We start from the raw sequence: 21,744 nt of genomic DNA on the forward strand, positions 1-21,744 counted from the left end.
TGCCTTTCACCAACTGGACGAATGAATTGAACTGTTTGGGACATTTGGTCGAAAATTAATTATGCAGCACCGTGAGCAGTGACCCGACACGGACTGCTTTCAGCTCAAAAGCCTTGATAAAATCATCAAGTGCTGTCGAGGGCGCGGAGAGATCGAAGGTGCCGGTGATCCGGCGTTCGGCGAGGTCGCTGCTTGCGATCATCACCTTACCGGGAAGGTGGCGCGCAATATCTCTGACCACATGTTCAAGCGGCTGGTCCTCGAAAACAAGACGACCGCTTCGCCAGGATGCCGCAAGTTCCGGATCAACCATCGAAACCGGACCTATACCATTCCGGCTGTCGTATGAAACGCTGTGTCCCTCATCCAGCCGCAGCGTATCGAGCGGGCTGAAGGCAGATGATGACGCGCTGGTCTGCACCTGAACTGCGTGTTCGGTGACAATGACATCTGCGCCGCCATCTTTCAGTTTCACATCGAATTGGGTGCCAAGGGCCGTCACTTCGCCATTTGCGGCCTTAACCGTGAAGGGGCGCTGTGGATCTGGCGCCACAATGAAATAGGCTTCGCCGCGCAACAGCTGCACTTGGCGTCCATCATTCGTAATATCGAAAGCGATTGCTGAACCGGCATTCAGCTGAACGGTCGAACCATCGCTTAACTCAATGACCGGCATCTCGCTGCTCGCCGATATAGCATCAGCACGCAAGCGCATCGGCCCGTCAAAGGCAAGGAAACCGCCCGCGAGGGCCGCGAATAACAGCATGGAGGTGACGGCCGCGCGCACAGGATAGCGCGGCTTTCTGGCTGCGGTTTTTGCAAAGTCGGTGTCTTGCAGCAACAGAAATCGCGTATCGCTGAAAACGCGCGAAGCCTTGGCAAATGCAAGCTCGTGCCGGGAATCGCTGGCGCGCCAAAGCGCACAGGCTTCGACAACCTCCAGATCTCTGGGCGATGCCTGCAACTGCATCAGCCAGTCGACAGCCTGTTCCTGGATTTGGCGCTCAGCCTTATCATTCTTCTTTGCCGTCGCGCGCATTATGCCTGATCCAGTTCGTCGAGCCGCAAGAGGCAGTGCATAAGCGCTTTCCGCAGATGCCTGTCTACCATGTTACGCGTAATTCCGAAGCGTATGGCTATTTCATCTGGGGATAGATTGCCGATCCGGTGGGCAATGAACACGCGGCGCTGACGCAATGGCAGTTCCATGATCGCATCACGCAGGCAGGCGAGGCGGCGCGGCATATCCAGCGCCAGATCAGGATTTGCATCCTTGCTTGCAATGTTTGCGGCTTCGTCTTCAGTGCCACAAAACAGCTTTGCTTCAAAGCGTTCGCGGCGAAACCGATCAAGACCGAGATTAATCGCAGCGCGCGTAAGAAAGGCGCGTAACGACGATTTGCCTTGAAGATCGGTCCTGCGGTCTTTCAGCCTGACATAAAGATCGTGGACGACTTCATTGGCATTGGAGGAGACGTGCCCACGCCGACGGACTGCGCGGCACAGTTCGTCGTAATAATCTGTAATAGCGGCATCAATATCTGCAATTTCTTGCAGAGGAAAAGCCGAAGGCAGATTGGATTTGTCAGATTGGTTCAAGGCAGGCACCACATTTTCGTGGCGGCACCATAGTTATGCGCTTGTGCAAACGCAATAATATATGAGCAATATACTCATCTTATGTGAATGCTGTTGCATTTCGGCAAAAATGACCGACAGCCGCAACGATGGAGAGCACTCCACCGCAGCGACAAAGGAAGCAAAACCTTATTTCGGCAACTGGGCCGCGGCCTGCTTGATGGCCGTTGTGATCTGCTGACAGAACGGCTCGACGCTTTTACCAGATGTCTTGGCATAGTCTTCAACGTCGGTTTCCTGTCCCATTGACTGGACTACGCCCTTTTTGCCGGCTGCCTGTGCTTCTTCAAGACCGGATTTGTCGGCTGGTGCCTGCATGATCTTCATGATGGACTGCTGGCTGTCGATGTCTTCCTGTGTCGCGAAGCCTTTGTCCTTACAATACTCGACGATACCGAGCTGGTTCTGTGCTGCTTTATAGAGCGCTTCCGGTGTCATCTGCTGTGTGGCCTGGCCTTGCGCCATAGCGCCGCCTGCGGTGACCGATGCCAGAATAAAAGCGCAGATACCTGCAGTTTTCATCGTTTCAACCTTTCAGTTCTTTTGCATTTCCCACCCGAGCAAACAGATAGAGCGGGTCCGGTAAAACGGAACCCGCCCTGAAAGGCTTAAAGGTCATAAAAGGCATCGCGAAATAAAGACCTGCAAAACCGGGTAACAAGTTTTTACTGTATCCGGGGTTTCCAAGGCTTTGTTTCGTCACATTCGGAACCGGGGGTTACGCCCAGAAATACCGCACAATGTGGAAGAACACCGGGGCCGAGAAGACAAGACTGTCGGCGCGGTCGAGCATGCCGCCATGTCCTTCAATCATGTGTCCCCAGTCTTTGACCCCCCGATCACGTTTGATGGCAGATGCCACAAGCCCGCCGAAAAAGCCCATGACGCAAGCGGTCGCGGCCAGCGCACCAGCTTGCAATGGCGAAAACGGTGTGAGCCAGGCAAGTCCAGCCCCCAGAAGAGATGCGCTCGCGACCCCTCCGACAAAGCCTTCCCAGGTTTTGGATGGAGAAATATTGGGCGCAATGCGATGCTTGCCGAACAATTTTCCGAAAACATATTGCAGCACGTCGCTGCCCTGAACGGTTGCCACCAGAAATGCGATCAGCAGCAGCTTCTTGCCTTCGAAGCCCGGAATATCCAGCGTCATCAGCGCAGGAACATGGCTGATGCAATAGACCGAGAGCATGATGCCCCATTGCTGTTCGCTGATGCGTTCAAGAAAGCGCGACGTATCGCCGGAAAGGGCAGTCAGCACCGGCATGGCGAGGAAGCAATAGACCGGAATGAAGATGGAATAGAGGCCGTACCAGTCAATCCAGATCAGGTAATATTGCACCGGAATGACCAGCAGGAACATGCCAAGCAGCACGCGATGATCGGCGCGACGGGTTTGTGTAAGCGTCGCATATTCGCGCAATGACGCAAACGAAATGAGCCCAAACAGCACGATCACGCCGCCTTTGCCGAACAGGAAGGCGATGCACATGGCGCCGACCATGATCCACCATGCCTTGATGCGGGCATTGAGGTTGACCAGCGTGGATGAAAGCGGTTTTGGCGCACGCCATGACAAGACACCGGCAACGGCACTGGCTGTGACCAGAACGCCCATGAGGCCAAGGAAGAGTTGGGTTGTTTCGCTCATGGGTGATTACCATTCTGAGGCTGAATATCGAGAAGGCTCTGGCGCGCGCGTGTGAGAAATTCCTTGCGGTCCTCGCCCTCTAGGAGCTGAACCGGCGCACCGAAAATCACACGACAAAGAAGTGGCACGGGCAGCATCGCGCCCTTTGGCAGCACGCGCGACATATTTTCAATCCAGCAGGGCACCAGTTCAACATCCGGTCGCGCCAGCGCAAGATTGTAGATGCCGGACCGAAAACGCAGCAGCGCTTCATCGGTCATGTTGCGTGTGCCTTCGGGAAAGATGATGAGCGAATGACCATCGGCCAGTGCTTTCAGCATCACTTCCATCGGATCTTGTGTGCGTTCCACCCAGTTGCGTTCCACAAGCACAGTGCGCAGCAGCACTTCAGCCATGAACTGACGCACGGCATTGCCCCGCCAGTAATCAGCACCGGCGACGGCGCGGGTGCGCGCACGTTCTTCCTGATTAAGACAGGACGAGAGCAGAATGAAATCACCATGGCTGGTGTGGTTGGCAAAATAGATGCGCTGATTGCGCGAGGGTCCGGTGCCGCTCCAGATGGGCCGCACACCGGTAATCCCGCGCGACAGGATCGCCAGAAACGAGCCGAAAATCGATTGCACCTGATGGCGGATCAGCTCCCGCATATCAAAGCCCCTGACCATGTGGCACGAAGGCCAGAAGAATGAACAGCACGATGGCAAGTGCCAGAAAAAACCGCAAACGACCGATGATGCGCCGGGAACCGGCGATCCTTTCGAAGAGCGGTCGGGTGGGGCCGATTGCTTCACGCAGGCCCATTTTTTCGAGCGTCCTGTCGAGTTCGATCAGTCCTGCCTCTTCAATGGGATTTGCGGCAACCAGCCGAAAAAGTGCTGCATCAAACAGCAGGTGAGCGGCAATTCCGAGAGTGACCAAACTACTCGCAAGGAGGACCGGCCAGATCAGCCAGAAGGTGAGGTCATGCACGACGCGCAAAAACGGTGCGACAGTCAGTATCAATACGGCCAGTGCAATGCCGAGATAGGCGTTACGCTGCAAACTTGCCGCGATGCTTGATGCCTGCGCGCTCATTCATGCACCTCACTTGTGTGCAGATGCACCGGCCAGCCTTTTGCGCGGATCAGCTCTTCGGCTTCGCGTTGATTGTTCACGCGGCCTGTGTTGATGAGCCAATGGGCTGCAACCGTGGCGCTGCGTTGAAAGCCCAACGCGCAGCAGATGAGCACCGGACCGTGATGGCGTGCGACTTCGACCGCATCCGATGCGAGCCGTAGCTTTTCTGCGGGAGGCTTGATGAGATCAATCGTGCCGTAGCTTTTCCAGTCGATAGAGTGCGCCGGTGGCACCATTTCGGATGCAAGATCAATAACGGTCGAGAAAAATTGCAGTTCTCTAGCCTTGGGGAAGCGCCCGAGGAAAACATTGTCGCCAAGTTCGACATGGGCTGGGAGCTTGCGCGTCCAGAAGCGGATATTCAGTCGGGCAAAGAAGCGGTAAGGCCAAAGCAACAGGCGGCTGGCGAGACTGACCTTACCATCTGTCTGTTTTTCGAAAATACCAGCACCCGCACCGAAATAACCAAGTGCCACAAGCGCCAGTGCGGTTGCGGGCCAGAACCAGAAGATCGCATAGCCGGTGATGCTCAGACCATGGACGCCCAGCGCAAGAAAAACTGTTGCCCCCGCCAGATAGTACAAGCCGATCCTCCGGGATTTCGGGTCTGATGTGAACTGAAAATCTGCCAAAGGTGAGGGTGTGTTGCGTGGGAAAAGCCACAGCGCAAACAGCCCGAGCAAAGCGCCTGCCGGAATATCAACCGCATGATGCTGATAGGTGGTTAGCACCGATAATCCGATCAGCAGACACCAGACATGCCAGACCACACGCATTACATGGCCCATCACGTGACGCATCTGATCCCATATAATGATCAAAAGCGCGATATGCAGCGACGGCGCCTGATTAAACGGTTTGTCGAACCCGCCCAGCACATCGAACATGAAACCCGGCAGACCGGAGGTCTCAGGTTTGACAAATGTGGCTGTCAGCGGAAAGGCGACAAAGCAAAGAACGGCGATAATCTGCGCGGTGAGATAACGCTTTGCCAGCCGGTCCACCTGTTCCGGGCTGTCATTGGCGAAAAGTGCTATCGCGTAAAACAGATTGACCGACCAATAGGGAATGATGCTCCACGCGATAAAGGGAACATGGCCTTCCCAGTTGAAAGCGAGGTTCGGCACGTCATCATGGAGCGATGCAAGCCAGTTGGCGGTGCCATAGGTCAGATAGAAAAACGGTCCAAGAAACAGAAGCCAAGCGATTGCGCGGCGGATCACAGGCCGCCGCGAGAAACCATCAAGCTCCGTCAATTGCGTGGTCACGCTTCAGCGTCTCCGATGCGTTCGGCAATCGATACGGTAAAGATGCCCCATTGATCGGTGCGTTGTTCGATCTTGCGATAGCCCGCCTTTTCGACAAGCTGATCCATTTCGCCCTGTGTGCGGCGGCGCATCACCCATGCCTGTCCGCCGCGATGTGACGTGAGCGCGCGAGCGATCATTTCAAGCTGCGGATGCCATGGCTGGTTGGTGTAAATGAGCAGTGAGCCCGGCTTCTGCACACGGGCGAGACCCGAAAGCGACCGGTTAATGAGCGCATTGTCCGGGAAAAGCTCATAAAGCCCCGAAACAATCGCGAGGTCTGGCTGTGGTGTGACCGTTGCCAGACTGTCTTCGTTGAACGCATCGCCTTCTTCCATATGGGCGATTGCTTCAAGACCGCGACCCTTGATGAGCTTGCGTCCAGCCAGCACATTGATCGGCGAGTAATCGCGAAGATGAATGCTGTCCGGCAATTCACCAGCACGCACCACCGCATCAATCACATAGCGACCATGCCCGCAGGCAATGTCGAGGATATTGGTCGATCGACCTTCGCTTTCCAGCCGCCTGACGGCGTGTCTGATAAGTTCCTCAAGATGCACTTTGCGCTGGCGAATGCCGCGCCAGCCAATGGCTTCCAGAAACTGCTTGTCGATGAGCTTGCCGCCGGGACCCAAGCCTCGTGCTTCATTTTCATAGACATAATCGAGCGTGGAACCTGAATCGAAACCGGTACGACGACCAACTTTCAGACCTTCCGACAAAAGCGAGCCAAATCCGATAGAGGCGCGCGTCGATGCCCAGTAAAGGCCGCGCGGTGAAAGCAGCGGTAGCGGACTTGATAGTCTGTCAGCCTCATCGCGCGTATGGCCTGCAATATGCGCTTCCGTCAGATCGGCGCGTTGTGGTGCCTCCGCAAAACGCGCCTCGATGAAATCATGGATTAGCGCGAGTGCCGGTTTGCGATCCCTTTCGCCCAGCGTGTCATGGTAAAAACCTTTGAGCACATGGCGCTCTTTAATGCGGCTGCCGAGGTTCTCAAAAAAGCGATGCTGTGGCGTTGGCCGCACGACAAAATCGCTGCCGGAAATGAGAAGCTGTGTCGGAACGGTAATCGCCCGCGCATCATCCACCACGCGCTTTGCCGCCTCATAAAGCTGAAGCAGAATATGCGAGGCGATGGGCCGTGTAATCAGCGGATCGGTGCGATAGGATTCAATGCGCTCCCGATCATGGGTCAGAAACTGCGGTTTGACGTAGGAATTGACGAAGAACGTGCCTTTGAGTTTCTGCCAGAGCGCGATGCCCTCTTTGGCGAAAGGCACATAAAGCTTGATGTCGAAGGCTGGCGACGCCATGACCAGCGCGCGGATATTGGGCGCATAGTCATGCACCCATGCGCTCGCCAGAACGGCGCCGACGCTCTGCGCAATAAGCGCCACGTCTTCGTTTCTTACGCCGGTTTCATTGCGGATATGGGCAACGAAACTATCGAGATCTCGGATCGAAGCACCGAAAGACGGCGAAAAGCCGCGCACGCCCGGAGAGTTGCCATGGCCGCGCGCATCCCAGGCATAGAATGCATAATCATCAAGGCCGAGCTCATCCACGAGATGTTTCACACGCCCGCTATGCTCATGGCCGCGATGCAGCAGAACGATAACGCCCTTCGGCTTTTCGGAGCGGGCAGGCCAGAAACGATAGAACAGCGAAGTGCCGTCATGGGTGACGAAATGGGATTCTAGCGGTTCACGATGTGACGCCGTTTCATGCCCCGGCAATTCTCTGCGCTGGCTCATCATTTCTCCTCTCAACAGGCCTTCTCCCATTTTTCGGGATGAACTCCAAGTTATTCGACCCATTACTATTGAGTAGAATAGAATGTTTGAATAAACGAGCTAAGGCCGGTCGCAAATAGCTGATTTTTACATAATCGTCATTTCCAAAAGTTTCCCGAAAGTTTCTTATGTCTGTTTATCAACTTAAGTCCCGTTTCCAGAACTTGTTGAGACCTCTTGTTGTGCAGCTTGCGGCAAAAGGTGTGACGGCCAATCAGGTCACGATTGCAGCTGCACTGGTCTCAATTGTTCTTGGTGCTTTTCTTGCGCTGAACGGGAATGCAGTCTGGTTTGCGCTGGTGCCGGTCTGGCTTTTTCTGCGCATGGCGCTCAATGCAGTTGATGGTATGCTGGCACGCGAACATGGTCAGAAATCCATGCTGGGTGCCTATCTAAACGAGATCGGCGATGTGATTTCCGACGCGGCGCTCTATGCGCCTTTTGCGATCATCGCGCCGTTTTCGGCGCTGTGGACATTCGCGATTATCTTCATCGCCACGCTGACGGAGTTTGTCGGCGTGACGGCAGCCTCGCTCGGGTCAAGCCGCCGTTACGACGGCCCAATGGGCAAGAGCGACCGCGCTGTGGTCTTTGGTGTGCTGGGTGCGTGGATCGCCATTGATGGCATTCTGCCACAATGGATGTTCTGGTTGCAGCCTGTGATTTGTGCGCTTTTGATCCTCACCGTCGTCAAGCGCATCCGCAACGGCATGGCAGAAGCCCCGAACGCATAAACGCGGGGCTTCTTCTGTCTTGAGAACTATTCGCTTTTAGTTTGCAGAAACAAAAGCCGACATGCTGGTGATCAGCAGCATTCCGACAGTTGCGCCTGCGTCCTGAAGACCGATGGTCTTTTCCTGAAAAGCTGCGGCCTTGCCGTGCTGGGCAACCATCGTTTTAGTCGCTTCAAGCGCATCTTCTGCAGCTTTGGCGGCGGCTGCAAGCGCATCTGCCAGTGAAGCACCCGCTGATGCTTGTGCTTCAAGCGTTAGAGCGATTGGATCAAGCACATCGAGAAGCGTCTTGTCGCCAACCTTTGCCTTGCCGCGCTCGGCAATACCATCACGATAGGCACGCCAGAATGCGGCAATCTCTGCGGTTCCCAGCTCGTCAATACCGTCACAGGCCTTGCTTGCACGCAGGAAGCCGGTTGCGGTCAGCGTACCCATGGTTGATGGCGCGACGCGGGCCATGGTGGCACCAGCGGTGCGCAGAAGCTTGGCGATGCCTGCAGCTTCACCTTCCGCGTGGGCAGCTTCCGAAGCTGCTGCAAAGGCCTTGCTCATGGTGATGCCGAGATCGCTATCGCCAACTTTGCCGTCCAGCGCGATAAGGAATTCGCGCTGTTCTGCAAAAAGCTGCTTCCAGCTGTCGAAAAGGTTGATCAGATCAGATGCTGTAATGACGTTCATAATCTGACCTCAAACCGCAAAATGCTTGAAGAATGGGGTGTTTGCGGAGGCGGCAACCAATGGCTCCAGTTCTTCATCAAGATGCAGCACGGAAACCGACGCGCCAGCCATTTCCATGGACGTGGCAAACTCGCCGATCCAGACATGCTTGACCTTGACGCCACGCTCATCAAACAGCTGGGAAACCCGGCGGAACATGATGTAAAGCTCTTCAAGCGGCGTGCCGCCAAGACCATTGACCAGAACGGCAACTTCATCGCCCTTGGCATAGGCCTGCTCGGCGAAAATACGTTCCATCAGCTCGTCGATGACTGCATCTGCGCTGGCGAGCTTCTTACGGCTGATGCCGGGTTCGCCATGGATGCCCATGCCGATTTCCATTTCATCTTCGCCGATGGAGAAGGTTGCGTGACCGATTTCCGGTACAACGCAGCTGGAGAGAGCAACGCCCATGGTGCGGGTGCGCAGACGTGCCTTGTCGGCAAGACGCGTCACTTCATCAAGCGACAGACCGTTGGCTGCAGCTGCGCCGGCTGCCTTGTAAACAAAGAAGATACCGGCGACACCACGACGCTTGTGTTCTTCACCGACAACCGAGGACGCCACATCATCATTGCCGACAACCTGTTTGACGGCGATGCCATCGAGATCGGCGAGTTCTGCAGCCATATCGAAATTGATGATGTCGCCGCTATAGTTGCCATAGATGTAGAGCACGCCAGCGCCCTGATCGATGGCTTTGGTGACCTGATACATCTGCTCTGAGCTTGGCGATTGGAAGACGCCGCCGACAGCTGCGCCATCGATCATGCCTTCGCCGATATAGCCGAGGAACAGCGGCAGGTGGCCGGAGCCGCCGCCTGTTGCAATGCCGACCTTGCCGGATTTGGTATTGGCTGTGACCATGCAACGCTTGTCATTATCGACAAAGGTAAGCTCGGGATGTGCCCGATAGATGCCTTCGAGCATCTCATCCACGAAATTGACGGGATCGTTCAGGAATTTCTTCATGATTTCCTCTTGAGAGTATCGGGTTATTTCTTGCGTTGGCGGGTGACGAAGAAGGCGGCAGCCAGCAGGATGAAGCAGCCTACGACGAGACGCTGCCATGTGCTGGGGATGCCGACGAGCACCAGAACACTGTTGATGACGGTGATGAGCAGCACACCGAGAAGGGTGCCAAAGACGGTGCCGGTGCCGCCGGTGATGCGTGCACCACCGAGAACCACGGCGGCGATGACCGCAATTTCTGTTCCAACAAAGTCGAAAGGGCTCGACTGGCGATTGGCGCAGACATGGATGATGCCTGCAAGTCCGGCCAGACCGCCTGCATAGCCGAACAGGAAGATATGGATGGTGCGCAGATTATAGCCGAGGCGGCTCGCGATCTGGCTGTTACCACCCATCGCAAAAATCGCGCGGCCCATCAAAGTGCGGTTCAATATCCACCAGGTCAGGATTGCAGCCGCAGGCAGCACCAGAAAATAGAATGGCATGGTGATGGTTGCGCCGGTTGCCGATTCAAACTGGAACAGCGGAAGGCGACCGAAAGCACCCATTGTCGGCGGCAGCGACATAATCCAGACCGTGCCGACAAAAGCCAGCAGGAAGCCGCGGAAGAGATACTGCGTGCCGATGGTGACGATCAATGACGGCACATTGAGGTAATGCACCAGCAGACCGTTGAGAACACCAAGGAAAATGCCCCCAGCAATCGCCATCAGAATGATGAAGATGATCGGCAGTTCCGGCATATAGGACTGCACCAGAAGCGTCAGCGAATAGACTGTCGTGGCGGCAATTGCCGTAAAGGAAACATCAATGCCACCAGCGGCGAGAATGATGAAGACACCAAGCGCAAACAGGCCCATCACCACACTGGCACGGCCAATATCGATCAGTGTCGAAGCTTGCAGGAATGCAGGGTTGATGACCGAGACAATCGTGCAGATTGCCACGAGCAGGAAGAAAGTGATCGATTCGGGGCGCCTGCGAATGAAGTCACCCAGCTTGAAGGATTGGGCTCGACCCAGATCCTGTTGATACTGCGACGCACTCATTAGGCAACTTCCTTCTGCGACGACATCATGGCTTGATAGAGCTGATCTTCGGTGGCCTGTGCAGCATCCAGTTCTGCGACGATGCTCCCTGAGTTCATAACAAGAATGCGGTCGGCATTCTGCAGAAGCTCAGGCAGATCATCGCTGACGATGATGAGACCCATGCCAGCTTCGGCCAGCGCCTGAATTGCGCGGTAAATAGTGTCTTTTGATCCCACATCGACGCCGACGGTCGGGCCGTGCAACACCAGAAGCTTGGGGGCAATGCTCAGCCAGCGACCGATCAAAACGCGCTGCTGATTGCCGCCCGAAAGCGCGCCAACAGGCAGGTCCAGATTGGTTGTGTTAAGCCGCATCTCTTTCATCAGCGAGGCGGCGATGTTGCGGCCCTGTTTCTGGTCGACGATGCCAAGGCTGTTGCAGAGCTTCCGGAAGATCAGCGCGATCTCGTTTTGGAAGATCGACTTGTCGAGGAAAAGGCCTTCTGCAAGCCGGTCTTCCGGCACATAGCCTATGCCGCGCTCAATGGCTTCCGCAGGGCTTTTGACCTCGGTTACATTTCCTTCGAGGCGGATTGAACCGGAATGTGCAGGCACGACGCCGCTGATCGCCATTGCAAGCTCGTTGCGGCCGGAATCTGCAAGGCCGGTGATGCCAAGGATTTCGCCTTTGCGTAAGCGAAAACCGATGTCCTTGAAGCCCGATGCGGTAAGGCCGTCGAGTTTAAGTAGTTCGGCATCGCCTGGCTGTGCCGTGCGATAGCGTTCGGCATCAATTTCCCGGCCGATCATCAGCTCGGAAAGCTGCTTCTTGGTGTAGTTTTCGATTGGTCCTTGCGCCACGCACTGGCCATCGCGGAAGACAACCGCATTGCCGCCGATGCGATAGCATTCATCGAGCTTGTGGGTCACGAAAAGCACTGCGACGCGCTCAGCGCGCAAGCGTTCAACGACTTCAATCAGATTGTCCACTTCCCGACGGGTCAGCGATGTGGTTGGCTCATCCATGATGACAAGCTTGGCGCGCGTTGCAATGGCGCGGGAAATGGCAACCAGCTGGCGCATGGCGAGCGGCAGCTCGGAAACGATTGTGTTCAGAAAGGCTTTGTCGGTCGGCAGACCAACCGTGCTCAATGCCCGTTCTGCGGTCTCGCGAAGTTGAGAAAGCTTTACGCTGCGGAACAGTCGGCCATTGCCTTCAACGAGCTGTTCATTCAGCGCTACGTTTTCAGCGACGGTCAAATTGGGAATAAGCGACAGATCCTGATAGACGGTCTCGATACCGGCTGCCAGTGACTGGATCGGGTTCAGCGAGGCATATGTTTTGCCATCGAGAATGATCTCGCCTTCGCTGGGAGCGTGTGCGCCGGACATGATCTTGATGACCGTGCTCTTGCCGCAGCCATTCTCACCCAGCAGGTGATAGGCCTGACCAAGATCGATTGTCAGGTCGATGCCGCGCAGCGCATGAACGCCGCCAAACCGCTTATGAATGTTGCGCAGTTCGAGAAAACGATCCGGCGACCGGTCGTTGCTCGTCCCATTCGTCGTTGTAGTTGACACGTAAAATTCCTTTATCGCCGCACCGCTCGCCAAAGCGATTGGGCTGGCTGTAGGACCGACCGACGGTAATTATCGGGCGCTAATGTCTTGCTTTATGGCTGTTTTGTTGGTTCAGGCACCCGGATGCAGCGGGGGCTGCATCCGGGTTTTTGAAACCATCGCGCGAGGCTGAACGATGTCCACGCACGATGGTCAGGCTACCTGTGCGTAACGCCTAGAACAGGTGTTCCTTGTAGGTCGCCTTGTCAGCAATCACCATGCCGTTGCCGATCACGAGAAGGCCTTCGCCTGCACCCTTCTTCACGCGAACGCTGTTATAGCCTTCAACGCCAAGATCGGTGCCGTCCTTGACTTCCTTCTTTTCAAGGAACAGACGGGCGAGCGCATTCATCGCCATGCCAGCCTTCTGCGGGTCCCAGAAGCCGATTGCTGTAATCGCACCGGATTCAAGTAGATCAGCTGAAGGGTTTGGCAGACCGGTGCCGACCAGGCATACCTTGCCGCTCAGGCCAGCTTCATCGATAGCGCGGCCAACGCCGAGAACGTCGTTACCGGCAGAGGTCTGGAAGCCCTTCAGATCAGGATGCTTGCGCAGGATTTCCTTGGCCTTTTCATAGGTGCCGTTGGCGTCGTCGAAGGATTCGTTGTTCGGATCGACGAGCTGCATGTCAGCGTACTTCTTGGCGTTTTCTTCCGCTGCGCCAACCCACTGCATGTGCGTGCGGCTGCCCAGCGAGCCAACAAAAGTGGTCCACTTGCCGCTCTTGCCCATGCATTCTGCCAGACGCTCATTGAGCGCTGTGCCATAATCGGCATTATCGAAGGCTTCGACATCGGCCATGGTGTTGACCTGGTTGTCGGCTTCATGGGTCACAACAACGATGCCGCGTTCCATGGCGCGCTTGAAGGTGCCTTCCAGAACTGCTGGGTCCATAGGAACGACTGCAAGCGCATTGACGCCCTTGGCAACGAGGTCCTGAACGATCTGGAGCTGCTGTGCTGCGTCAGATGTTGCAGGGCCGCTCTGTGTTGCAACCACATCAGGATTTGCCTTCTGATAGGCTTCAACGCCGGTGTTCATGCGGTCGAACCAAGGAATACCGCTGATCTTGACGACAGTTGCGATAACTGGCTTTTCCTGTGCGACGAGCGTACCCGCGCTGCCCGCGACGATTGCTGCGCCAATGACAGTGCCGGCGAGCAGTTTTTTCGTTACTGATTTCATGATTTCCTCCACGCTAACATTCCCCCAATGTCTATGGTCGGGTGCCTGAGGGTTGAGCACCGATATTTCCCTTTTGGCGATTGCCGAGGGTAAAGAATCCCGCGATGTCGTATTTTCCGACTGCGAGGAAGGCGAGCAGCAGCAGGCCCCAAGCGAAGTCGCGGACAAAATTGGAAAGACCACCGAAGTTGAGCAGGCTGGACATCAGCTGCAGGGCAACTGCGCTCAGGACCACGCAGATCACGCGGCCATAGCCACCTTCCGGCTTAACACCGGCCATGACGGCAATCAGAATGGCGACCAGAAGGTAAGAACTGCCATAATCGAACTTCACGTTGACGTTGCGTGCCGCGATGATGATGCCCGCAATCCCGGCCAGCAGACCGCTGGTTGCATAGGTGGCGACCAGTACGCCGTTGCGCGGAAAACCGGCAAAAACAGCGGCTTTCGGGTTGGTTCCCATCAGCATCAGCCAATAACCGTAGGGCGTAAAGCGCACCACAGCAGCAATCAGCAACGCGACTGCGATAAAGATCAGGAAGCTGATAGGAACCGCCAGAAACATGTCGTTGCCGATGCGCGACAGCAGATCCGGGCTGCCAACCATGACGGCACGGCCACCAGAAACAACAACCGCAAGCCCCGTAAACGCCATCTGCGTGCCGAGCGTGCATAGGATTGGCGTGATATTGAAGCGCGCAATCAGCACACCGTTGACGATACCGCCCGCAAGGCCGATCACCAGTGCCAGTCCGATGAACGCGAGGCTAAAGCCTAGCTGGTTTTCGGCGCTGGAAATGAACATCGAAACGATAACTGCGGAAAGTACGCCCGCCAGATTGGCCAGAGCGATACCTGAAAGATCAATCCCGCCATTGCCGGCGCACATTGCCAGCATCACGCCGATTGCCAACAGCCCGATTTCAGGCACCTGGCCTGCCATCGACTGCAGATTGAACAGGGATAGGAAAGATCCACCCGAAATATACGCGCCAAGCGCGAGCAATCCGAGATTGATGACAACTAGCATAGCAAGCTGATTGCTTGTCTTCTGCATGGTCTCCTCCTACCATGTTTAGTAAACAAAACTGTTATTCACTAAATAAATGACCAAGAGGTTAGGGCTTGTCAAGCGCAATATCGGGGAATTATGGTTGCCTAACAGGTGGAATTACCCTAATCGTTTTAAACAGTAGTGGTTCTGTTTACTAAACTACAACGCAGTTCCCCCATCAAAGTCGAAGTTCCGCTTGGAAAATATGAAAAAGAAAAAGTCTTTTACGATCAGAGATATTGCCGAAAATGCGGGTGTTTCTCCCGCTACAGTGTCGCTTGTTCTGAACGGCAAAGGCGAAATTTCGGGCGAGACAAGAGCCCGCGTGCTTGAGTCGGTTTCCCGGCTCAATTATGTGCCGCGCGCAGCTAAAACTGGATCTGGTGGTGGTGAGACAATCCGCTTTCTGAAGATCGCCAAGCATGGCGAGACAGTAAATCGGGACCACAGCGTATTTGTCTCCGACTATATCGATGGCATGTCGTCTGAGGCCACACGCCGCAATTACACGCTTGAAGTGGTAAGCTTTGAAGGGCAGCCGATCAGTGCGGTGGCAGAATCGCTGGCCGGTGCGCCGGTGCGCGGTGTGATTGCTCTGGGAACCGAGCTTTCGGCAGCAGATATCCACATGATACAGGGGCTTGGCCTGCCGACTGTGTTTATCGATACGTTTTATGAGGTCGTCGAAGCCAACTTCGTAGACATGAACAATGAAGATGCTGTTTTCAAGGTTCTGTCGCGCTTCAAACAGCTTGGTTTTTCGCGCATTGGCTTTGTCGCAAGTCATACGGAAACGACGAATTTCCGCCTTCGGCGCGATGCGTTTTTCAAGAATATGCAGCGTCTGGACCTAAACGTTCAGGAACGCGACATTCTTTCGGTTGAATCAACCTATGAGGGTGCGCATCGCGATACGTGCGCAATGCTGCATTCGGGTCTTGATCTGGCCGAGTGCTATTTCTGCACCAATGATATCATAGCTTATGGCTTCATCCGGGCATTGAAAGGCAAGGGGCTTCGTATTCCTGATGATGTTTCGGTGATTGGTTTTGATAATCTGCCGCAAAGTGCGACCATGGAGCCTGGGCTGACGACTGTCGAAGTATCCAAGCGCAAGATCGGCAATCTCGCCGTGACCATTCTCGATGATCTCATCAATACCGCTGAATCGCAGCCACCAGTGAAAATTCTGGTCGGTGCAAGCCTCGTCATCAGATCAAGCGATGCTGGCGTTACGGCTAAATCTGCTGCACCAAAGACCGGCGCCTTTACCAGCTAATCCCATACGATAGAGCATGAATTTTGATAGGCGGCAGGCGCAAGCTTGCCGCCTATTTTGCATGTCTTCGCCTCTCTCAGTCTTCTTTCTGAGCGATCTGCTTTTCAACGGCTCTGTCGGGTAAGTTGTGCGGATGGCTATCCACACCTCCCAAATAGGTAGACAATTACTCTTGTAATTTTAATTATACATCTGTATTCAGAATGAGAGTTCGCTATGGGCTGGAGGCAGAGGAGCCTTCCCGGGTGATCTTTCAAGCAGTCAGGCGGGAGGAAGTTTCGTCTGATTTCCAAGGGAGGAATTAATGAATAAGCTTGCTATGCTGGCGGCTGTTGCTGCCTTTTCGTTGCCTGTTACGGCCATGGCGCAGGACGCTCCGGGTACTGTTAAAAAAGACAGCTATCGTTTCGTCATCGTGCCAAAGGTTGTTCATCCTTGGTTTGACAAGGTGAATGAAGGCGCACAGCAGGCCGCTGCTGCGCTCAAGGCGCAGACTGGCGCCAATGTTGAAATCGTCTACTCGGCACCACAGAGTGCAGACGTTGTTCAGCAGAACCAGATTATCGACAGCGCACTTGCCACCCGTCCGGATGGTCTTGCACTCGATCTGCTCGATCCGTCGGGCAACCGTGCGTCGCTCGAAGAAGCACAGGGACAGAAGATTCCTCTCGTGCTGTTTGACTCCGTGCCACCTGAAGGCATGACCATCACGCATATCGGTTCAGATTTCTGCGAGCAGGCTAAAATTGCTGCCCGTCGTCTGGTCGAAGTGCTGGGTGGTGAAGGCGAAGTCGCAATCATGATGGGCGTGCCTACCGCACCGAACCATTCGATCCGCGCCGATTGCCATCGCGAAGTGTTCAAAGAACATCCGGGCATCAAGGTTGTTGCTGAAGGCATCGACAATGACAGCATCGAAATCGCACAGCAGCAGGCAGCAGCCATCATGCAGGCCAATCCAAACCTGAAGGGCTGGGTTGCTTCGGATGCGGCTGGTCCGATCGGCATCGGTCAGGCTATCGTTGAAGCTGGCAAGCAGGGCAAGGTCACGCTGGTCGGCCTCGACAACCTGCCGGAAATGCTCGACATGATCCGCAATGGCGTGGCTGACAGCTCATCCGCATCGCAGCCTGAACTTCAGGGTTACTGGTCGGTGATGACGCTCTGGGCACAGGCAACCGGTGCTCCGGTTCCTGGCTATATCGACACCGGCAATGCGTTCCTTACCAAGGAAAACGTAGGCAACTGATCCGTTCTGGTCTTGTTGCAGGGGCACGGGTTCTCCCGTGCTCCATTCTTTCCTGTACTATCGGCTTTGACTGGCGGCTTGCCGGACACGCGTCGATAGTTTTCCAAGGTGTCCATCATGGCTTATCTTGAAACAAGCGGATTAGGCCGGGACTTTCCGGGCGTAACCGCGCTGGATGGTGTTGACCTGAAAATCGAGCTCGGTCGCACGCATATTCTTGCTGGCGAAAACGGCGCCGGCAAATCAACACTCGTAAAAATTCTGACCGGAACCGATAGCGCTTCGCGCGGTCAGGTGCTGATTGATGGTCGCGATCCTGTCGCTGATCCTGCGCTCTATAAAAACGTCGCCTATGTTCCGCAGGAGCTGACGCTGTTCCCACAGATGAGCGTCGCTGAAAACCTGTTCATGCCATTCAGCCGAACCGGCCATGGCGGCTTTCTCGTCAACCGCAAGGCGTTGATGGAAGAGGCAAAATCCTATCTCGACCGTTTCGGCATCGAAGCGCAGCCGGATGATCTGGTTGCCAATATTTCTGTGTCCGATCAGCAGCTTTTGCAGATTGCGCGTGCCTGCACCAATGAGCAGATGAAGGTGCTGATCCTTGATGAGCCGACATCTTCGCTGACGCGCGTTGAAGTCGAACGTGTCTTCAAGGTTATTCGTGGTCTTCTCGATCGCGATCATGCGATTGTTTTCATCAGCCACAAGATGGAAGAAGTCTTCCAGATTGGCGATGATTATACCGTTCTGCGCAATGGTACGAAAATCGAAAGCGGTCATATCAAAGATATTACCGAAGCTGATCTGATCCGCGCCATGTCTGGCCGCGATCTTTCCTTTGATGAGCATTTCCGTCCGTCAAAGCCTACCACTGAAACCATCATGGAAGTGCGCGGTCTTTCGGGATCGCGTTTTGAAGACATCAGTTTTGATCTGCGCAAAGGCGAGATTCTCGGCTTCGCCGGACTGGTGGGCGCTGGACGCTCCGAAGTGATGCAGACGATCTTTGGCTTTTTGAAAGCCAAAGCGGGCCAGGTGAAGGTGGAAGGCGAGAGCTGGGCACTGAATGATACCTCGCGCTCGGTTTCCGGCGGTATGCTCTATCTTTCGGAAGAGCGCAAACATCACGGCATTCTGCCGCTTCTGTCACTGCGTGAGAATATCGGCATTTCGGTGCTGTCGCTGACCAGCGGCAAATTGGGTATCTCCGACCGCCGTGAACGCAATATCGTGCAGAAGATCATCGATGATTACGGTATCCGCACGTCTGGAATGGGCAAGCGCATCTCGCAGCTTTCGGGCGGTAATCAGCAGAAGGCCATTATCGGTCGCGCCATGGCCACGCGTCCGCGCGTCCTCATCTTTGATGAGCCGACGAAGGGTATCGATATCCGGACCAAGTCCGAGATTTATCGCATCATGAAAAATCTTGCCGAAGAAGGCGTCGGTGTCATCCTCGTCTCCTCGGAACTCAACGAACTGCAGAAATGCGCAAGCCGTATCATCACCATGCATAACGGCCATATCACCGGTGAGTTCTCCACCACCGATACCAACAATGAAACACTCGTGGGCGCGATCTTTGGAACAGAGGTAAAAGCCGATGCAAACTAATCCCTTTTCCAATCTCATCCGCACGCCGCTGGCCGGTGTGTTTGTGGCGCTTCTGGTGATCTTTGCCCTGTCGGCGATCCTTTCACCCTACTTTCTCACACCTTACAATCTGTCGGTTGTTGCGCGCGGTCTCGCCTTTGTCGGCCTCATCACCATTGCACAGTCGATGCTGATGGTGCTGGGCGAGCTCGATCTGTCGCTCGGCGTGATCGGTGGTCTTTCCGGCGTTGTTTCGGGCATTCTGATGGTACGGATGGGTTTTGAGCCTTATTCGGCAATGCTGCTGGCAATATTGCTTGGCCTTTGCCTTGGTCTGTTCAACGGCTTCCTCGTCACCTTCCTCCGCCTGCATTCACTGGTGCTCACCATTGGTACGGCGGGCATCTTCGGCGGTGCCAATCTGGTGCTGACCCGCGGTGTTGCTATCACCGGCATTCCGCGTGATGTGCAATATCTCGGACGTGGTGATTTGTTCGGCGTGCCAGTGCCATTCATCATCATGTTTGTTGCACTGCTGGTCGCGACTTTCGTGATGCTGAAAACCCCGTTTGGTCGTTATATGTATGCCATCGGCAACAATCGTGACGGCGCCCGTATGCTGGGCATTCGCGTGGACCGTGTGCGTCTTATGGTGTTCGGTGTGGCCGGTGCCATTGCAGGCCTTGCAGGCGTGCTGATGGTTGCGCGTCTTGGAACGGCACAGCCGTCGATTGGCGACAGCTGGGTTCTGGCTCCGATCGCTGCATCCGTCATCGGTGGCGTTGCCACAACGGGTGGTATCGGCAGCCCGATTGGTGCGATCCTCGGTGCAGGTATCATCGCTATTATTGAAAACATTATCGTTCTGTTCGGTGTCTCCCCCTATTGGCAGGGCATTGTTTCAGGTGCAATCGTCGTGCTGGCCATCTCGTTCGATGCCATATCGCGTCGTTATCTGCGCCGGGATGCCCACTGATCTGACGACCTGACACGTTTTAGAAAGCCAGAAATATGAATGAACAAGTCAAAACGAAGAAGCTGATCAACGCGCCGGAAAACATCATTGCAGAAATGATCGAAGGTATGGTCGGCGCGCATCCGGACATGCTGCGTGTTGAAGGCGAAACGGGTCGTGCAGTTGTGGCCGTCGATGGTCCTCGCGAAGGCAAGGTCGGCATTGTGGTCGGCGGCGGTTCAGGTCACGAGCCAGCTTTTGCAGGCTATGTCGGGCGCGGCCTTGCCGATGCGGCAGCTGTTGGTAACGTGTTTGCCTCCCCATCGCCTGCTCATATTGCAGAAGCGGCACGGGCTGCGGATGGCGGCGCGGGCGTGCTGATGCTCTATGGCAATTATACCGGCGACGTTCTCAACTTCACGATGGCTGCGGAAGAACTCGCGCAGGATGGCATGGATGTGCGTCATGTCGCGGTTGCGGATGATGTGGCCTCGGCACCGCTTGATCGCAAGTCGGAGCGCCGCGGTATTGCTGGCGACTTCTTCGTGTTCAAGGTTGCTGGTGCTGCAGCTGATCTGGGTGAATCCCTTCCGCGTGTTGAAGCGCTTGCGCAGGCTGCCAATGAAGCGACCCGTTCGATGGGCGTGGCATTGAGCCCTTGCTCGCTGCCCCAGACCGGCAAGCCGAATTTCTCCATCGGTGACGATGAGATGGAAATCGGCATGGGCCTGCATGGCGAGCCGGGCATCCGCCGCCAGAAGCTTGCGCCTGCCGATGAAGTGACTGATGAACTGATGGCCTCGGTCGTTGAAGAACTGGCGCTCAAGGCTGGTGATCGCGTTGCTGTTCTGGTCAACGGACTTGGCGCGACCACGCATGTCGAGCTTTACCTGATTTTCCGCCGCGTGAAGCAGATTCTGGATGGCAGGGACGTTCAGATTCACGCCTCATGGGTTGGCGAATATGCGACGTCGCTCGAAATGGCGGGTGCATCGGTGACGCTGATGAAGCTTGATGCGACGTTGCAGACGCTACTCGATCATCCATGCCATACGCCAGCTCTAACGGTGGGCGCCGTGCAGGCAAGCGATCGTGAACCGGCTTCACATCGCAAGGCGCAGCGCAGCGCTGAACACAAAGAAGCTGTCACGGACACGCCGCGCAAGCTCATCACCGAGGGTGATGTGACACCTGCGCTTTTCAAGGCGATGATGATGAATGTCGGCAATCAGATCATTGCCGAGAAGAACTGGCTCTCGGAACTCGATGGCGTGATTGGCGATGGCGATCACGGCATTACCATGGAAATCGGCTGGAAGGCCGTGCAACATGCGCTTGAAGACGAGCAGGGCGATGAAACCATTGAAGCCATCTGCAAGCGCATGGCCAAGGCGTTTCTGGATGCGGTTGGTGCCTCGTCGGGTCCGCTCTATGCAACGGCATTCCTGCGTGCGGGTACGGCTGTCAGCAATCGTCTGAACCTTGACGGTACGGGCATTGCTGAATGGCTAGCCGCCGCATCGCAAGGCATCCAGGATCGGGGCCGCGCGGCACCGGGTGACAAGACGATGATCGATGCATGGGTTCCGGCGGTTGAGGCTGCGAATGAAGCTGCGAAGGCTGGCAAGTCCACGCTCGACGTACTGATTGCGGCACGCGATGGTGCGGAAGCGGGTATGAAGGCGACGGCTGCAATGGAATCGCGCCGTGGCCGTTCAGCCAAGCTTGGCGAGCGCTCCATCGGTCATATTGATCCGGGTGCAGCGTCTACATTCGTAACTCTGCGCGCCATGGCAGAAGCGCTTCAAGCTAAGGCTTAATCAAGTAGCACAGGGGGCCGT

20 protein-coding genes are annotated in these 21,744 nt (G+C 55.5%); 6 read left to right on the forward strand and 14 right to left on the reverse strand.

The window, feature by feature from the left end; genetic code table 11:
* Window positions 1-55 precede the first annotated feature (55 nt).
* From CEV34_RS22375 to CEV34_RS22410, 8 genes are all read right to left on the reverse strand, one after another.
* Window positions 56-1,039 (reverse strand): FecR family protein, encoded by a 984-nt coding sequence (locus CEV34_RS22375; RefSeq protein ID WP_094544566.1) that lies wholly within the window; start codon window positions 1,037-1,039, stop codon window positions 56-58.
* A complete protein-coding gene (locus CEV34_RS22380; protein ID WP_094544567.1) occupies window positions 1,039-1,608 on the reverse strand; it encodes an RNA polymerase sigma factor in 570 nt (189 codons plus the stop codon). The genes CEV34_RS22375 and CEV34_RS22380 overlap by 1 nt, the downstream gene beginning before the upstream one ends.
* Window positions 1,609-1,767: 159 nt before the next feature.
* Entirely contained in the window at window positions 1,768-2,160 is a 393-nt protein-coding gene (locus tag CEV34_RS22385; RefSeq protein ID WP_079213235.1) for a hypothetical protein, read from the reverse strand.
* 196 nt (window positions 2,161-2,356) lie between these two features.
* Window positions 2,357-3,286, reverse strand: coding sequence for a phosphatidate cytidylyltransferase (locus tag CEV34_RS22390; RefSeq protein ID WP_007877240.1), 930 nt, complete (start codon window positions 3,284-3,286; stop codon window positions 2,357-2,359).
* Window positions 3,283-3,936 (reverse strand): lysophospholipid acyltransferase family protein, encoded by a 654-nt coding sequence (locus CEV34_RS22395; protein WP_079213233.1) that lies wholly within the window; start codon window positions 3,934-3,936, stop codon window positions 3,283-3,285. Before CEV34_RS22395 ends, CEV34_RS22390 begins: the two co-directional genes overlap by 4 nt.
* Window position 3,937: 1 nt before the next feature.
* Window positions 3,938-4,363 (reverse strand): hypothetical protein, encoded by a 426-nt coding sequence (locus tag CEV34_RS22400; protein ID WP_094544568.1) that lies wholly within the window; start codon window positions 4,361-4,363, stop codon window positions 3,938-3,940.
* Entirely contained in the window at window positions 4,360-5,673 is a 1,314-nt protein-coding gene (locus tag CEV34_RS22405; protein ID WP_094544569.1) for a phosphatase PAP2/dual specificity phosphatase family protein, read from the reverse strand. Before CEV34_RS22405 ends, CEV34_RS22400 begins: the two co-directional genes overlap by 4 nt.
* A complete protein-coding gene (locus tag CEV34_RS22410) occupies window positions 5,670-7,472 on the reverse strand; it encodes a bifunctional alpha/beta hydrolase/class I SAM-dependent methyltransferase (RefSeq protein WP_094544570.1) in 1,803 nt (600 codons plus the stop codon). The genes CEV34_RS22405 and CEV34_RS22410 overlap by 4 nt, the downstream gene beginning before the upstream one ends.
* A 167-nt stretch (window positions 7,473-7,639) precedes the next feature.
* Here CEV34_RS22410 and CEV34_RS22415 point away from each other — a divergent pair, with 167 nt between their 5' ends.
* Complete coding sequence (locus tag CEV34_RS22415; protein WP_094544571.1) at window positions 7,640-8,245, forward strand: CDP-alcohol phosphatidyltransferase family protein; 606 nt, start codon at window positions 7,640-7,642, stop codon at window positions 8,243-8,245.
* A 36-nt stretch (window positions 8,246-8,281) separates the two neighbouring features.
* Here CEV34_RS22415 and CEV34_RS22420 read toward each other — a convergent pair whose 3' ends face one another.
* The 6 genes from CEV34_RS22420 to CEV34_RS22445 form a co-directional block, all read right to left on the reverse strand.
* Entirely contained in the window at window positions 8,282-8,923 is a 642-nt protein-coding gene (locus tag CEV34_RS22420) for a dihydroxyacetone kinase family protein (RefSeq protein ID WP_094544572.1), read from the reverse strand.
* 9 nt (window positions 8,924-8,932) lie between these two features.
* The gene (locus CEV34_RS22425) at window positions 8,933-9,934 is read right to left on the reverse strand and encodes a dihydroxyacetone kinase subunit DhaK (RefSeq protein ID WP_094544573.1); all 1,002 of its coding nucleotides are present in this window, start codon (window positions 9,932-9,934) and stop codon (window positions 8,933-8,935) included.
* A gap of 23 nt (window positions 9,935-9,957) precedes the next feature.
* Entirely contained in the window at window positions 9,958-10,983 is a 1,026-nt protein-coding gene (locus CEV34_RS22430) for an ABC transporter permease (protein WP_094544574.1), read from the reverse strand.
* Complete coding sequence (locus CEV34_RS22435; protein WP_094544575.1) at window positions 10,983-12,545, reverse strand: sugar ABC transporter ATP-binding protein; 1,563 nt, start codon at window positions 12,543-12,545, stop codon at window positions 10,983-10,985. The genes CEV34_RS22430 and CEV34_RS22435 overlap by 1 nt, the downstream gene beginning before the upstream one ends.
* A gap of 214 nt (window positions 12,546-12,759) precedes the next feature.
* A complete protein-coding gene (locus tag CEV34_RS22440; RefSeq protein ID WP_007877226.1) occupies window positions 12,760-13,770 on the reverse strand; it encodes a substrate-binding domain-containing protein in 1,011 nt (336 codons plus the stop codon).
* A gap of 31 nt (window positions 13,771-13,801) precedes the next feature.
* A complete protein-coding gene (locus CEV34_RS22445) occupies window positions 13,802-14,827 on the reverse strand; it encodes an ABC transporter permease (protein WP_094544576.1) in 1,026 nt (341 codons plus the stop codon).
* Window positions 14,828-15,029: 202 nt separating this feature from the next.
* Between CEV34_RS22445 and CEV34_RS22450 the strand changes: the two genes are divergently transcribed.
* The 5 genes from CEV34_RS22450 (at window position 15,030) to dhaL (ending at window position 21,723) form a co-directional block, all read left to right on the forward strand.
* The gene (locus CEV34_RS22450; RefSeq protein WP_007877222.1) at window positions 15,030-16,103 is read left to right on the forward strand and encodes a LacI family DNA-binding transcriptional regulator; all 1,074 of its coding nucleotides are present in this window, start codon (window positions 15,030-15,032) and stop codon (window positions 16,101-16,103) included.
* Window positions 16,104-16,407: 304 nt separating this feature from the next.
* Window positions 16,408-17,352 (forward strand): substrate-binding domain-containing protein, encoded by a 945-nt coding sequence (locus CEV34_RS22455; RefSeq protein ID WP_007877220.1) that lies wholly within the window; start codon window positions 16,408-16,410, stop codon window positions 17,350-17,352.
* A 117-nt stretch (window positions 17,353-17,469) separates the two neighbouring features.
* Complete coding sequence (locus CEV34_RS22460) at window positions 17,470-18,969, forward strand: sugar ABC transporter ATP-binding protein (protein ID WP_094544577.1); 1,500 nt, start codon at window positions 17,470-17,472, stop codon at window positions 18,967-18,969.
* The gene (locus CEV34_RS22465; RefSeq protein WP_094544578.1) at window positions 18,959-19,924 is read left to right on the forward strand and encodes an ABC transporter permease; all 966 of its coding nucleotides are present in this window, start codon (window positions 18,959-18,961) and stop codon (window positions 19,922-19,924) included. The genes CEV34_RS22460 and CEV34_RS22465 overlap by 11 nt, the downstream gene beginning before the upstream one ends.
* A 35-nt stretch (window positions 19,925-19,959) precedes the next feature.
* Complete coding sequence (gene dhaL / locus CEV34_RS22470) at window positions 19,960-21,723, forward strand: dihydroxyacetone kinase subunit DhaL (protein WP_094544579.1); 1,764 nt, start codon at window positions 19,960-19,962, stop codon at window positions 21,721-21,723.
* Window positions 21,724-21,744 lie beyond the last annotated feature (21 nt).

The organism is Brucella pseudogrignonensis (genome assembly GCF_002252525.1).
GTDB classification, from domain to species: Bacteria; Pseudomonadota; Alphaproteobacteria; order Rhizobiales; family Rhizobiaceae; genus Brucella; species Brucella pseudogrignonensis.